The organism is Corynebacterium sp. NPDC104732 (assembly GCF_055583565.1).
On the sequence record NZ_JBVJNS010000002.1, the window covers coordinates 133,948 to 148,229 of the forward strand.

Annotated in this window: 14 protein-coding genes; 5 read left to right on the forward strand and 9 right to left on the reverse strand. The window is 57.4% G+C overall.

The features are described from left to right. Positions 1 to 104: 104 nt before the first annotated feature. The 3 genes from ACZ6ZO_RS02260 to ACZ6ZO_RS02270 all read right to left on the reverse strand — a co-directional run bounded on the left by ACZ6ZO_RS02260 (position 105) and on the right by ACZ6ZO_RS02270 (position 1,872). Positions 105 to 608, reverse strand: a complete 504-nt coding sequence (locus ACZ6ZO_RS02260) for a hypothetical protein (RefSeq protein WP_465290218.1) — start codon at positions 606 to 608, stop codon at positions 105 to 107. Between the two features lie 117 nt (positions 609 to 725). Then, positions 726 to 989 carry a hypothetical protein gene (locus ACZ6ZO_RS02265; RefSeq protein WP_465290220.1) on the reverse strand — a complete coding sequence of 88 codons (264 nt, stop codon included), beginning with the start codon at positions 987 to 989 and terminating at the stop codon, positions 726 to 728. A gap of 1 nt (position 990) precedes the next feature. Beyond that, positions 991 to 1,872, reverse strand: coding sequence for a VG15 protein (locus tag ACZ6ZO_RS02270; protein WP_465290222.1), 882 nt, complete (start codon positions 1,870 to 1,872; stop codon positions 991 to 993). Between the two features lie 25 nt (positions 1,873 to 1,897). On the opposite strand from ACZ6ZO_RS02270, the gene ACZ6ZO_RS02275 reads away from it, so the two are divergent. The 4 genes from ACZ6ZO_RS02275 to ACZ6ZO_RS02290 all read left to right on the forward strand — a co-directional run bounded on the left by ACZ6ZO_RS02275 (position 1,898) and on the right by ACZ6ZO_RS02290 (position 6,686). Beyond that, a complete protein-coding gene (locus tag ACZ6ZO_RS02275; protein WP_465290224.1) occupies positions 1,898 to 3,106 on the forward strand; it encodes an MFS transporter in 1,209 nt (402 codons plus the stop codon). Positions 3,107 to 3,180: 74 nt separating this feature from the next. After that, positions 3,181 to 4,647, forward strand: coding sequence for a bifunctional UDP-N-acetylglucosamine diphosphorylase/glucosamine-1-phosphate N-acetyltransferase GlmU (glmU, locus tag ACZ6ZO_RS02280; protein ID WP_465290226.1), 1,467 nt, complete (start codon positions 3,181 to 3,183; stop codon positions 4,645 to 4,647). Between the two features lie 11 nt (positions 4,648 to 4,658). After that, complete coding sequence (locus ACZ6ZO_RS02285; protein ID WP_182386547.1) at positions 4,659 to 5,636, forward strand: ribose-phosphate diphosphokinase; 978 nt, start codon at positions 4,659 to 4,661, stop codon at positions 5,634 to 5,636. 78 nt (positions 5,637 to 5,714) lie between these two features. Then, positions 5,715 to 6,686 (forward strand): LLM class flavin-dependent oxidoreductase, encoded by a 972-nt coding sequence (locus tag ACZ6ZO_RS02290; protein WP_208769001.1) that lies wholly within the window; start codon positions 5,715 to 5,717, stop codon positions 6,684 to 6,686. Here the strand turns inward: ACZ6ZO_RS02290 and ACZ6ZO_RS02295 are convergent. After that, entirely contained in the window at positions 6,663 to 8,297 is a 1,635-nt protein-coding gene (locus tag ACZ6ZO_RS02295; protein WP_465290229.1) for an inorganic phosphate transporter, read from the reverse strand. The genes ACZ6ZO_RS02290 and ACZ6ZO_RS02295 overlap by 24 nt on opposite strands. A gap of 294 nt (positions 8,298 to 8,591) precedes the next feature. Between ACZ6ZO_RS02295 and ACZ6ZO_RS02300 the strand changes: the two genes are divergently transcribed. After that, the gene (locus ACZ6ZO_RS02300; RefSeq protein WP_465290231.1) at positions 8,592 to 9,230 is read left to right on the forward strand and encodes a 50S ribosomal protein L25/general stress protein Ctc; all 639 of its coding nucleotides are present in this window, start codon (positions 8,592 to 8,594) and stop codon (positions 9,228 to 9,230) included. Positions 9,231 to 9,461: 231 nt separating this feature from the next. Here the strand turns inward: ACZ6ZO_RS02300 and ACZ6ZO_RS02305 are convergent, their stop codons facing one another. The 5 genes from ACZ6ZO_RS02305 to ACZ6ZO_RS02325 form a co-directional block, all read right to left on the reverse strand. Beyond that, on the reverse strand, positions 9,462 to 10,856 hold the full coding sequence (locus tag ACZ6ZO_RS02305) for an MFS transporter (RefSeq protein WP_465290233.1): 1,395 nt from the start codon (positions 10,854 to 10,856) through the stop codon (positions 9,462 to 9,464). 190 nt (positions 10,857 to 11,046) lie between these two features. After that, the gene (locus tag ACZ6ZO_RS02310; protein ID WP_417925021.1) at positions 11,047 to 11,895 is read right to left on the reverse strand and encodes an alpha/beta fold hydrolase; all 849 of its coding nucleotides are present in this window, start codon (positions 11,893 to 11,895) and stop codon (positions 11,047 to 11,049) included. 99 nt (positions 11,896 to 11,994) lie between these two features. Then, positions 11,995 to 12,693: a putative quinol monooxygenase gene (locus ACZ6ZO_RS02315; RefSeq protein WP_465290235.1), complete on the reverse strand. Its 699-nt coding sequence runs from the start codon at positions 12,691 to 12,693 to the stop codon at positions 11,995 to 11,997. Beyond that, on the reverse strand, positions 12,690 to 13,730 hold the full coding sequence (locus ACZ6ZO_RS02320; RefSeq protein WP_465290237.1) for a VOC family protein: 1,041 nt from the start codon (positions 13,728 to 13,730) through the stop codon (positions 12,690 to 12,692). Before ACZ6ZO_RS02320 ends, ACZ6ZO_RS02315 begins: the two co-directional genes overlap by 4 nt. A gap of 16 nt (positions 13,731 to 13,746) precedes the next feature. After that, the gene (locus ACZ6ZO_RS02325) at positions 13,747 to 14,280 is read right to left on the reverse strand and encodes an aromatic-ring-hydroxylating dioxygenase subunit beta (RefSeq protein ID WP_465290239.1); all 534 of its coding nucleotides are present in this window, start codon (positions 14,278 to 14,280) and stop codon (positions 13,747 to 13,749) included. Between the last annotated feature and the right edge of the window lie 2 nt (positions 14,281 to 14,282).

Here is a 14,282-nt window from a genome sequence, read left to right on the forward strand (position 1 = left end):
CGAGACCGATCGGGGTAAAAGATTAGTCCCGCCATCGCCACCGAGGAGGGACTTTTCGTTGTAGGTGGTCATCAGTTATTCCTTTCACTACCGGAAATTGATCATTAGTTCGAGCCAACTCCTAGAATCGAGCGGGCTAGTTCGTCTCGGGATATCCCCGAGGTGTCCTTGCCCACCCCAGTGACTTTCGGCAACGCAGGGGTTTTGTTTGCCCATGCCAGCAGCTGATCAGCAGCTGCTTCAAGGTCTTCCTTGGAGCCTGCGTCAGGCAGAAGCGACACCGGCACCCCCTTCGACTGCGCTACATCTGCGCGGAGGGCCTTCGACTGGGCCGCCGACGCTTCTGCCTCAAGGGTTATGATTCGTTCAAGCGCTTTGTCTAGCTCAGTTTTCGAAGCGTCCTCGATCTCCTTAAGCTTGGCTGCTTGAGGTTCCAGTTCCTTGACTTTCGTGCGGTACTTCGCGTTCTCACGGCGGAGCTTCTCGACGTACTCACGATCGAACGTGTCTTGCTGTTCTGGGGTGTGCTGCTTGTCGTTGACTCCGTCGTCCTGTACCGAAGTATTCTCAGCGACGTGATCGTTCGTTGTTGACTCGTTGGTGTCCACTGTTGTTTCCTCCTGGGATTTTTTTGATGTGGGCATGACAAAACCCCACGTCCCAACCAGGGGACATGGGGTCTTGATCGTGCGTCGGCCGAGAATCGAACCCGGCGCGAAACCTACCTAGGCGACGCTATCGCGCTTCATATATTCTCGAAGGGCATTGACAAAATCTTCCATTGTTGCAGAATCTACCCTTGATTCAGCTTCGTTTAGGATTTCGTAGGTTAATGTTCCATCTTCGTATGCTAGTTCCAATAACTCGGTAACAGCGGATTCTGGTTCTCCAGCTCGCAGCGCGATCTCGCATCCTTCCTTATCCAGAGTCGCTGGCAACTTGTTGGAAAGCTCGGCATAGTACTGTGCAACGTCTTCGTAGAAGCCCATGCTAACCTCGCTTTCTGGCGGACTTCGGGACCCTGTCAACAGGGTATGCTGTTCTGAACTTAACTTTACCATCAGGCAAGACGTCGTAAACGGCTTGTATTGTCACACCATCGAGGTGCCCCCAGACGGTTCTGGAGACTCTTTTCGAGTCAAAGAAGGTTGGTTCTTCGACTATCTCACGGATAGCATCTACGATTTGTTGGTCTGTCCATTCACGTGGAAACGTTGATGCACCTGACCGCTGCGTGTCCCATCGATGCCCATCCGCGAGACTCTCGTCGTGAGGCCAGCCGCTTCCATCCTTCTTTGGCTTGTCCCGCCACCCGTGCAGCACATGGCCCGGCATATTATCCAGAGGAGGCAGCTTCTCACCGGGAAACACCGTCGATAAGCCATCGCCTTTGTACCGAGGCAACCGCACGTACTTCAACCGTGGCCACATCGTGTCCTGCCCGGCCTGTTGCCTCGACGCATCGACCCACTGGCGCCAGTCCTTCACATCTGCAGGCCTGCCCAACTCACGGTCGAACACCTTGACTTGAGCCATCAAATCCTGATTGATCTGAGGCAATGGAGCTCTACCGGTGACCTCGATAGCTAAGCAACGACAGTTGTCGTGATAGCGCCCAACCTCACCGAGCACGGTCTCATGATCGTACACAGCACCTCGGGAACCCAACATGAGGCAAAACGCACACGCACCAGGCTCCGGCACACGCGCATACGCGGTTCCGGCTTTTAGGGTGCCCATCATCACGGTACGACGGGCTGGGTCTGCAACAAGCCTGTTCGTCACCCCCTGCAGCTTTAAGAAAGCATTGGCCCGATCCGCCGAAGACTCAGGGTCTCGCGCCCAATCTGGTCCCTCAGCCCAATTTCGCAATCAAAATCGCGTTACCATCCATTTCATGGATAATGAGCGCTTTAATGCCCGCAGGTTTGTTGGTGCCAATGGGTTGCAGAGCATTGGTGACCAGGTTGTGGCGGCGAAAACGGTACTTCCGTACATTTTGCATACCGCTGGTGCTCCGACGTTTTTCTCAGCGATGTTGGTGCCGATTCGCGAGTCGGGATCAATGTTGCCGCAGGCTGCGTTAACGCCGTGGGTGGTGCGTCATGAGCGCCGAAAGATGATTTGGGTCTGGGGATCGGTTATCCAGGGGACCGCGGCGGCGGGGATCGCGGTCGCTGCGCTTTTCACCCGTGGTGTGTTGCTCGGAACGTTGACGGTGGTGCTGCTGGGCGTGTTGGCCGGTGGCCGAGCATTGTGTTCGATTGCGTCTAAGGATGTGCAGGGCCGCACGATTTCGAAGGGAAGCCGAGGCAAAGTCACTGGCACCGCGACAATGGCCGGTGGTGTTTCGGTGGTGGTAATCGGGGCGGCGTTGTTGGCGCTGGGCAGTACCCCACCGATGTTTTTGCTGATTGGTTTGATTGGGGCGTCGGCGTGTGCGTGGCTGCTGGCGGGAGCTATCTTTCGGACGATCAAGGAACCTGTTCCCGAGATTCCGGAGCGGGCGCCTAACCATTGGCTGCGCGATTCATTGGAGACGCTTCGCGAGGATCGTAGCTTTCGCAGGTTTGTTGTTGTGCGTTCATTGTTGTTGGTGTCGGCATTGTCTCCTACTTTTTTGGTGATGTTGGCTCCAAGCAGTTTGGGGGCGTTTTTGCTCGCTAGCGGTGTTGCGTCGATCGTGGGAGGTCGGATCGCTGGTGTGTGGTCGGATCGGTCAAGTAAGGATGTCATGCGTTTTGGTGCTGTCTCAGCATCGGTGCTGTTGTTGGGTGTGCTGGCGGCTGACCGGTGGGCTGGTGAAGCGGTGAATGTGTGGTTTATTCCGCTCTCGTTTTTGATGTTGCATCTGATCCACACCGCGGTGCGGGTGGCACGTAAAACCTATGTGGTGGATATGGCCAAGGGTGAGAAGCGGACGCGGTATGTCGCGATTGCTAACTCGGCAATGGGCGTCATCTTGTTATTCGCCGGTGTGGTCTCTGGCGGGCTGTCGATGCTTGGCCCCCAGGCGGCGTTACTGTTTTTATCAGCCCTAGGAGTTGTTGGTTTTGTCGCAGCCCGAGGGCTTGATGATGTAAGTACCGGCCCACGCGGGGCGTAAATTCCCACGCCAGTTTTTCCTGTGCGGTAGATTCATTGGGGTATAAATCCTCGAATCCACATGATCGGAGACCCATGAGCAACCCTGTTGCGGTAGTCATCCTCGCTGCTGGTGCTGGTACTCGTATGAAGTCCACTAAGCCGAAGATGCTGCACGAAGTTGCTGGACGTTCCATGCTTTCCCACGCTCTGCATGCGGCGGCAGAACTAATGCCTGAGCATTTGATCGCTGTTGTAGGCCATTGCCGTGATCAAGTTATCCCAGCTATCGAAGCCGAGACCGCAGCTCTGCCCGTTGCCGAAGTGAAGACGGCAGTGCAGGAGGAGCAAAACGGCACTGGCCACGCGGTTGCGTGTGGGTTGGAGGCGCTTCCGCAGGATTTTCACGGGACGGTTGTAGTCACCACCTCCGACGTGCCGATGCTCAGTGGCGACGTTCTACAAGGCTTGATCGCCGAGCATGGCTCTGACGCTGCTGTCACAGTTCTTACCGCGAACATCGACAATCCGACGGGCTACGGTCGCATCGTCCGCGATGAGGCTGGTATCACCGCGATTGTGGAGGAGAAGGACGCTGACGAGGCCACCTGCGCGATCACCGAGATCAATTCTGGTGTGTATGCCTTCGATGCTGCGTTGCTGCGCGAAGCCGTCACCCAGTTGGACACCAACAACGCTCAAGGCGAGTTCTACCTCACCGATGTCGTGGGCATTGCGCGTCGGCAAGGCAAGGTTGTGCGCGGGCACATGCTTGACGACGCCATGCTGATTGCCGGCGTGAACGACCGCGTGCAGCTCACTGCAATGAATGCAGAAATGAACGCACGCCTGCGAGAAAAGGCGATGCGTGGTGGCGCCACCCTTATTGATCCCGCGTCCACCTTCATCGATGTCCAGGTGAAAATCGGACAGGATGTTGTTATTCACCCGGGCACCCAGCTGCGTGGCACAACCGTCATCGGCGATGGCGTGGAAGTCGGTCCGGACACCACGCTGGTGAATGTCACTGTGGGTGATGGTGCCTCCGTGGTCCGCACCCACGCGTTCGACTCCGAGATCGGCCCGGAAGCGACCGTCGGACCGTTTACCTACCTGCGCCCTGGCACGAAGTTGGGTGCCAAGGGCAAGCTGGGTGGCTTTGTGGAAACCAAGAATGCCCAGATCGGCGAAGGGTCGAAGGTTCCGCACCTGACCTATGTGGGGGACGCAACGATCGGCAAGCATTCCAACATCGGTGCCTCTTCTGTGTTCGTCAACTACGACGGCGTGAACAAGCACAAGACCGTGGTGGGCTCGCATGTCCGCACTGGTTCCGACACGATGTTTATCGCTCCAGTGACCGTCGGTGACGGTGCCTACTCCGGAGCGGGTACAGTAATTAAGGACGATGTCCCGCCAGGAGCTCTCGTCGTTTCCGGTGGACGCCAGCGCAATATCGAAGGCTGGGTCCAGCGGAAGCGCCCAGGCACCGCAGCAGCCGAAGCGGCTGAGGCGGCTTTGCGGGATGCCGAAAACGCCAAAAACTCCGAGCAGGAAGGCTAAGCTGCGTCATTATGACTGCACATTGGACCGAAAGCCAGAAGAACCTGATGCTGTTTTCCGGGCGTGCGCACCCGGAACTCGGCGAGGCTGTGGCTGAAGAACTGGGTGTTGAGCTCACCCCGATGACCGCGCGCGATTTCGCTAACGGCGAGATCTTTGTTCGTTTCGAGGAGTCGGTACGTGGTTCCGATGCCTTCGTCATCCAGTCCCACACTCAGCCGCTGAACAAGTGGCTGATGGAACAGCTGATCATGATCGATGCGCTCAAGCGTGGCTCCGCTAAGCGCATCACCGCGATCCTGCCGTTCTACCCATACGCTCGCCAGGATAAGAAGCACCGTGGCCGTGAGCCTATTTCCGCTCGCCTGGTTGCTGACCTGCTCAAGGCTGCTGGTGCAGACCGCATCGTGTCCGTGGACCTGCACACTGACCAGATCCAGGGCTTCTTCGATGGCCCAGTCGACCACATGCATGCCATGCCTATCCTCACGGATTACATCAAGGCAAACTACTCGCTGGAAAACATCTGCGTGGTCTCCCCTGATGCCGGTCGCGTGAAGGTCGCAGAGAAGTGGGCGAACACCCTCGGCGATGCCCCGCTCGCATTCGTGCACAAGACCCGTTCCACCGAGGTAGCCAACCAGGTGGTAGCGAACCGCGTTGTCGGTGACGTCGCTGGCAAGACGTGTGTGTTGCTCGATGACATGATCGATACCGGTGGAACTATTGCAGGCGCCGTCGGCGTGCTGCGTGAAGCTGGCGCTTCCGACGTGATCATTGCCTGCACCCACGGCGTGTTCTCCGAGCCAGCTCGTGAGCGTCTGTCCCAGTGCGGTGCGAAGGAAGTCATCACCACAGATACCCTGCCTCAGTCCACCGAGGGTTGGGACAACCTCACCGTGCTGTCCATCGCTCCGCTGCTGGCCCGCACGATCAAGGAAATCTTCGAAAACGGTTCCGTGACTACCCTTTTCGAAGGCCAAGCCTAAAAGCTGCCTTCATCTCCCTATCGGGTTGGGTGTTTTACCATGGGGTAACTCAACTCGATAGGGAGATTTCTCATTTCTATGATTTCCATCCTCGATCTCGTCCATGTCCGCCCCGGCATGACCATCCAGTCTGCCATCGCTAACTCGGTTCGCATCGCCCAGGAGGCCGAGCAGTACGGTTTTCACCGCGTCTGGTACGCCGAGCACCACAACATGCCGACCATCGCCTCCTCCGCCACCTCGGTCCTGATTGGCCATGTTGCGAACCACACTTCCACGATCCGTTTGGGTTCCGGTGGCGTGATGCTCCCCAACCACTCCCCACTGGTGATTGCCGAGCAGTTCGGCACCCTAGCCACCATTCACGGCCCCCGCATCGACCTCGGGCTCGGGCGTGCGCCGGGCACGGATCAGGTGACGCTGCGCGCTTTACGACGCTCCCCTGCTGCCGCGGAACATTTTCCCGCTGATGTAGCTGAACTGCAGTCCTTGCTCGGAGAAGGCCGGTCTACCACCGATGTGAATGCGTATCCGGGCCGCGGTACGAACGTGCCACTGTATATCTTGGGCTCGTCATTGTTCGGCGCCGAACTTGCCGCAAAACTGGGGCTACCCTATGCCTTTGCCTCGCATTTCGCACCGACGCATCTGAAACAAGCTGCCCATGTGTACCGGGACAACTACCAGCCCTCCGAGGCTCATCCTGAGCCACACTTCATCGCAGCACTGAACGCGATCGTCTCCGACGACCCCAACCAGGCCGTTGCTGAAGCTGAGGAGTCCTTCCGACTGCGGGTAGAAGCCCTGATTGGGAGGAATCGTAAGTTCAGCGAATCCGATAAGCAGCTGTTGTTGGCATCACCTGCCGCCGAACAGGTGCGGCAAATGTTGCGATACACCGCCGTCGGTAAGCCTGCGGAGGTAGCGCAGTACTTCCGTGAGTTCGCCGGCGAGGTGCAGGCAGACGAACTCATCACGACCCTCGCTGCACCAAGCGTCGAGGGTCAGCTGCGGACGCTGCGGTTGTTAGGCACCGAATACCGCACGTAAGACCACGAAGCCTACGGCGCCGACGACCGCGGACACTGGGATAGTAATGACCCATGCCATCGCGATTCGGCGCATCAAGCCCCAGTTGGCGGAGCGATTGACCAAGCCCACACCCAAAATCGCGCCGATGAGGATGTGGGTGGAGGACACGGGTAGGCCCAACAGCGACGCGCCCATCACCACGCCGGCCGCCGAGAGCTCCGCCGAAAAACCTGACGCCGGGTGCATTTGCGTCAGCCCGGTGCCCACGGTCTGAATCACATGGCGCCCGATGAACCACAGCCCCACCACCAGGGAAATACCGGCGGTGATCATCAGTGGCATCGGCACTTCTGCCTTCGCCTGGATCGCGTCATGCTTGAGCACATCCAGGACCGCGGCGAACGGTCCTACGGCGTTGGCGATGTCGTTGGAGCCGTGGGAAAACGCGAACGTCGCCGCGGTGAACACCTGCATCCAAGAAAACAGGACGAAGGTTGATCGCTCCAAGTCCTTGCCCACCATGGTGCGCGCAAAGATGTAAACAGCCATCCACACCACAGCAGCGACCATCAAAATAATGCTCAGGTTCCCCATTGTGGTCAAGTGCAGGCCAATGTTTTTCAGCCCCTTGAACAGCATCATCGACGTAATAACCACTGAACCGAACAGTGCCAGAAGCGGCACGTAGCGGATGAGAGCGCGGTGGGTACCGACCCCCTTTACCTGGGAGTTAATCCGGTGCAGCTGTCGGAAATAATCACTCTCCAGGTCAGAAACCGCGTAGGTGCCGTTCGAGGTGGTCACCGCATCTCGCGCCATTGCATCATTGACCCGGATAAGCTCATCGCCGCTGAGACGACTGAGCTTGATTTTTTGTTGTTCTGCGAGCTGAGTACGCTCCTGGCGGATCTGTTCAATTTTGGCGTTTGCTTTGTCGTTGTACACCAGGATCGTCTTTTTCACCGTGAAGTACAGCGCGTAGGCCACTAGTCCGCCGAGCGCGGGTGATAGGAACCAGCTGATCACGATATTGCCGATCTCACCCCACTGGACGATCGCCCATGGGCTCATGTCGCCCGTCGCATCGGAGACGAAGCCGAGAGTCACCGCGGCCCCCACGATGCCGCCCACGATGGAGTGCGTCGTGGACACCGGCCACCCCAGCTTCGTTGCTACCAGGAGCCACAACGCTGCCCCCAACAGCGCAGCCAACATGATGTAGGCGAAATCCATCGGCTGAAGACTGACACCCTCAAACTTGACAATGCCGGACTTCACCGTGTCCGTCACATCGCCACCAGCCAGGACCGCACCACCGACTTCAAAGACCGCTGCGATGAGCAAGGCCTGTTTCATCGTCAGCGTGCCGGCCCCCACGGACGTGCCAAAGGAATTGGCTACGTCATTGCCGCCGATGTTGAAGGCCATGAAGCAGCCGAAGGCGATGGTAGTTATCAGAAGTACAACGTGGTTTCCCGCTCCGATTTGTCCGGTAGCCCACAGGAAGAGACTCACTACGGTAGCGATGAGCAGACCACCAAAGATTAGGTTGAACCACTTATCGGTGCCGACATCATCTCGCACGGGGGCAACGCCGAAATTCTCTAAGGAATCATGGGAAGAAGTCATCGATGCAAGGGCCTATCTAGACAAATTTTCGGTTATCCTCATTGTGCGTCCAAAGAACGCCTTCTCGCAAAAGACGACGACACGATCTGATACCCCGCAGCTGCTTTGGAAATACCTCACAGACATGGTAAGTTATCACCGTCTCGGCGAGGGCACCTAATCTGGGCCGTTATCGACGCGATAGTTTTTGAGAACACGCCTGCGAAAACTCGACGACGACACATTCCGCGAGTTGGCCGCAGGCGTTTTGCTTGTCATGCGGCCTTCACACAATGAACTTTAAGGAGGCTGAATATGTCCAACCAGGCTATCTCCCTGGACGCAACCCCACGTAAGGAATTCGGCAAGGGCTTCGCACGTCGTGCACGCAAGGCCGGCCTGATCCCTACCGTCATCTACGCTAACGGCTTCGAGCCAGTTCACATCAACGTGAACCGCATCGAGTTCACCAAGATTGTCCGTAACCACGGCGTGAACGCTGTTGTGTCCGTGAACATCGAGGGCGAGAAGCAGCTCGCCATGATCAAGCACGTTGACCAGAACGTTCTGACCTGGGAGATCGATCACGCTGACCTGCTCGCCATCAAGAAGGGCGAGACCGTTGAGGTTGAGGTTCCAGTTGTTGCAGAAGGCACCCCTGGCCCAGGCACCATGGTCATGCAGGAGACCGACACCATCCGCATCCTCGCAGACGTCATGTCCATCCCAGAAGAGATCACCATCTCCATCGAGGGCAAGACGGTGGGCGAGCAGATCACCGCTGCCGACATCGAGCTGCCTGCAGGCGCTGAGCTTGTCGACGAGCCAGAGCTGCTCATGATCAACTTCGTTGCCCCAGAAGACAACGAAGCTGAAGCCGACGAGGCTGCTGCTGAAGCTGGCGTCGTTGAAGACGCTCCAGAGGTTCCAGCAGCTGAGGAAACCGAAGAATAATTCTTCACAGCGTAAATGCCGGGAGGGTGACTACCTTCCCGGCATTTTTGTTTTTGGAACCTGATAGGGATTTGCGTTGCGGATCTAGTGCCTACGCCTTTCCTTACTATTCACCGCGGTAAATGCGCTACGTTAGCGTAGTTTCTCCTCACGCCCCTAATCCCTATCAGGCGCCTGTCCAAGATGCTCGTTCTATGCGCGAATACTCAACCTAATCCAGCTGCAACAGTTCTAGGCCTTAAACACGGAGGTCTCTTCGAAGCGCTCCGCATGAGTTTCGGTATGTGCGGTTTCTTTGGAGAAGTAGATAGCCAAGGAGCTGATGACGAAGAGGACAGAACCATAAATGACGATTGGAGTGAGTCCGGATTCTGCAGAAACCAGGCGATTTGCCACCAGCGGAGCCGTACCTGCACCGAGGATGGAACCGAGCTGGAAGGTCATTCCGGAGCCGGTGTAGCGGTGAGCTGCATCAAACTTCTCAGATAGGAATGCACCGATCGGGCCGTACTGTGCCGGCTGGACTACGCACACCATCAAGATCATTCCGATCCAAATGAGCAGTGGCTCGCCGGTTTCAATCAGGCTCGTGACACCCCACAGCCCTGCGATCGAGACCATGCCACCAGTGATCATCACTCGACGACGTCCGTACACGTCCGACAACGCCGCGATCGCCGGCATCACAAAAATCGCGATGATGGAGCCGATGGTGACCATCATTAGGCCATCTGCGCGGTCAATCGGATTCTCCGTCCCCGCAGTTAACTTTACGATGTAAGGAACCATAAAGGTGCCCTGCAGTCCCTGCATGAACAGACCAGCCATCGCAGCCAACGACCCCAAAACGATCTCGGTCGGAGAATCTTTGAGCATCTTCATCAGCGGGACACCAGTTTGCACATTGCCTTGTTTGCGTGCCTGCTCGAACTCAGGGGACTCACTCACCTGGGAACGCAGGTACAGGCCGAACACTACAATTCCCGCGGAGAGTAGGAACGGAACACGCCAGCCCCAGTCAGTAACAAAGTACGAGCTAGGATCTGCGAAGCTATCTCCAGAAATGTTTGAGAATAACGCCAACGTGAGCGTGGACAGCACAGCACCGGCAGGGCCACCAGCGATAGCAAAGGATGCACCTAGTCCCTTGCTTTCCCGCTTGGAATGTTCCATAGCCATGAGCGTTGCGCCTGCCCACTCACCGCCAACAGCTATGCCCTGGACCGTGCGTAGCACCACCAGAATGATCGGTGCTGCGACACCAATGTGGTTGGCCGAAGGAAGCAGGCCAATACAAACCGAAACGATGCCCATAGTGAGCAGGGTGACAATCAGGACGTTCTTGCGACCATATTTATCGCCAAAGTGACCGAATGCCATGGAGCCGATTGGGCGGGAGATGTACCCAATGAGGAGAATGATGAAGGATAGCGTGGTTCCCATTGCTGGGCTGAGGTTGCCGAAGAACAACGAGGGAAAGACCAGTCCGGCGGCTGCTGCGTACAGCAAGAAGTCGTAGTATTCCACGGCGCTGCCGAGAAAGCTGGAAAGTTGAGCTTTCCGACGCAACGTCGGATCCTTGCTTTCCGCAACCAGTTCCTGGCTATGAGTCAAAGTATTAGTCATCGGGACCTTACTCTCTATGCAATGTGACTTAACATACAGCGGTTTCTAAAGAGTAAGGCAGAGCACACAATTAATTGCTATGGTGTTCCGTTCCCCGAAACACACCACTATTGACCTGCGAAAACATTGGGATTCCTGGCCAATAAAAATGGGGCCACGCCCGCTGGCGCAGCCCCATATTCTTGTGCGATTACATGTGGCGTTCGAGCCACTTTCCTACCACTTCATTGAATTCTTCTGCTCGCTCCACCTGAGACCAGTGGCCACATTGCGAGAAAATGTGTGCATCAGCGTGTGGCACAACGTTGAGGATGTCCCAGGTACGAGACACCGGGATCACGCGGTCCTGTACGCCGTGGATAAGCAAGACGGGGATGTCGAGCTTGGCCAGGACGTCGAAGTCGAGTGGCAGTTCGTTGCGGTCGCGGTCACGAGCAGCGACCACTTCCTTGAGTCGATCCGACGCGGTGTCATTGAGCGCGGATTCGTAGCGCAGCTGCACCAACTCGTCGGAAATCAAGTCATGATCGACAACAAACAACTCCAGGGTATCCCGGATGCCTTCTGGGGTGAGGTTCGGGTTCGAGTGTCCCTTCAGTGCACCGGTGAGCTTTGCGCCACCGGTACCCATGGAGACGATGCCCAGCAAGCGCTCCGGGTAGTCAATGGCAAATTGGAAGGCCAGCCAGCCGCCGAGGGAGTTGCCAACGATCCAGGTCTTTTCGATGCCCAGCGCGTCCAGAACGCGCACTGCGTGGCGAACCCACTCTTTAATGCCGTACTTGGTCCCTTCTGCGACAACGGTCTGGCCGTAGCCGACGGAGTCAATCGCAATGCAGCGACCATAGTTTGCTAGTTCAGGGAGGTTGAGCCACCAGTTGGCAGCAGCGGTGACGCCCGTACCAGAGCCGTGGAGGAACAGGATAGGTGCGCCCTCGCCCAGCTCGTGGTAGTGCGTGATTTCACCTTCAGCGGTTTCCAGCCATTTGTCTTCCAAACCGAAAAAGTCATCGGTGCGGTAATCAGGGATCTGAGCCATTTTTCTTCCTCACTTCACTGTCACTTAGCAGATCGTTGTTGCCATTGTTCCCCCTTCAAAGAAACAAAGGGGGAATGCGTTCCACCTGACGGAACACTGTTAGCGTGCTTCCCAGCGCACAGTCTCCGCATAACGCTCGGGTTCACGTGGCAGGAACATTCCGTAGTGAAGTTCAAAGGCTTGCTGACGGTAAAACTCTCGTGACGGTTCTCCCCGAAGCATCGGCGCAGGTTGACGACCGGAATCACCACGTAGCTCGACGCTGCGCATCCTTCCTTGCCAATGGAGATCGTAGATCCGCTGATCGGCCCATAACTCGAGCAGCATGAGGTGGTCAGGAAGCTCGATATTCTCGTACCAGGCGTAGTGGATACAACCGGGTTCACGTCGCGTTTCTGCGATTTCTCGCGCCGTCAGCTCCCGCATCAGCTCATTGGGCTGGTAGGCACCTTGAATGACGATGGATACCGGCCCGGCGGCGGGCCACATGATGGGCCCAGGTTCGGTCGTCGCATCGGTGGGCGTCCAGCACCCGTCGGCGAGCTGATACGAGGACTGACGGTAGATCTCCACGTCTCCATCTGTGAAGATTTGGGATAGCGCTGGTAATTGCCCGCTTCGCTCCAGAAGCGCGGCTATGTCTTTCTCGTCGTCACACAGCATGGCCAGCGCGTATGCTTCTTCACCTGCTGCGAGGCTCCGGTACACCTCACACTGCGCTACCGCTTCGCGAGCAGCAGCGATTTCAGTCAGGAGGGCGTCGTCAAGCTGTGCAAACCTGGCGGTGAGGCGTATCATGCCTGCTCCTCGAAGTCGATGACCCAGTCCGGTGCCTGATACTCTGGCGCGGCAGGTCGACGACGCACCACGCCTTCAACCAAGTACCCGCCAAGTGCATCGAACAGGTCGAAATATCCAAATTCTGCTGCTTCGCCGCGCAGTGTCGAGCCCATGCACAGTGGGTGTCCGGCGGCAGTCATATCGTCCACTACTCGCTGCCACTGCGCATCATCCTTGGTCATCCAGCTAAAAATGTGGTGGATTCCGGGGCCACGGATATCGAAGAATTCGCGGTTGTAGTGGCTTGGACCGTGATTGCACTGGATGATCTCGAAGCCGAAGTCGCCGGCAAAGCCCTGAGCCGTGAAGTAGCCGTGGTCGACCTTCTCGCCACGGTATTGTGGCGCATCCAACCTGCCGAAACCGGTTTCCCACGTCTTCATCTCAAAGCGCTGGATTCCGAAAATCGCCCGATAGTCATCCAGAGTCGCCAACACATCGTGGACGAGGACACCGAAATGGTACATGCCCTGCGTCGGCAGCGGCGACGGAGCCCCCTGATCGCTGATCGGCTGCTGCACCTTGGTCACCATTTCCACGTAGAAGCCACCGAGGCGCTCGCGGGTGTCGTAGAAGGAGCGCTGCTCGCCTCCGACGGTGGCGCGGTAGGCACAAGGCACGCTTAACGACGCAAAATGCTCCTCAATCCCATCGCCTTCCGCGGCGACCTGAATGAAGCAAATGCCTTCCCGCTTGGTGCGCAGGTGCTCCATGAAGGGGGATTCGCCAGACACTGGCTGGATGAGTTCAAAGGTGAGGGCCCGTGCCGGTTCACCACCTGGCCCTTCCTCCCCTTCCCGAGGCACTGTGGACCCGACGGCACTGCGCCACGTTCCTGGCGTAGTGTTATTGCGACGTCCGTTTGTTTCCCCGTCAGTGGGCGCGTTGTCTGCGAACTCCCACTTGGTGATGCCGTAGATTCGCTCGTACTCTTTCACTGTGGCGTCCAGGTCGTACACCACGACGCCAATGCGATTGAGATGTGTGGTCTTCATACGTTACTCCTGTTCGTTAGTAGAAAAGGCTGAGGTTCTTCACCAGGATCGTCGCCATGTCGAAGCGGATTTCGCGCTCCAGCACCTGGAACCCGAATGGGGCGTCCGGGTTGGCGACGATGATATCGCGTCGCTCGCCAGCGATGGTGTCTTGGCTGCGCTCGCCTCGGGAGCGGTAGATCAGGAAATTGGAGCGAACATTGTAATTGCCGTCCTCGCGGGCGTCGATGCGCACGTTGGAAATCATGTGCCGTGAGCGTGACGGCGGTTCCTCTGCCCATGCCATGTGGGTTTGCAGCCGGAATACCCGCTGCTTCAAGAACGCCAGGTTTTCCTCGAAGTACACGGACGTGCCCTTCGGGTAGAACTCTTCTTTGCGCTCGCGGGCGACGCGATTCTCACGCACCGGGGCCCAGTAGCAGATGTCAGGGTGCATGCACGTGAGCCAATCATCCCAGCGCATGTTGTCGACGAGCTCGGCTTCGTCGTAAAGAAAGCGCGTGATTGCGCGTTCGGTCTCCGCGTCTACTCGCAGCGTTGTAGTGTCCATGC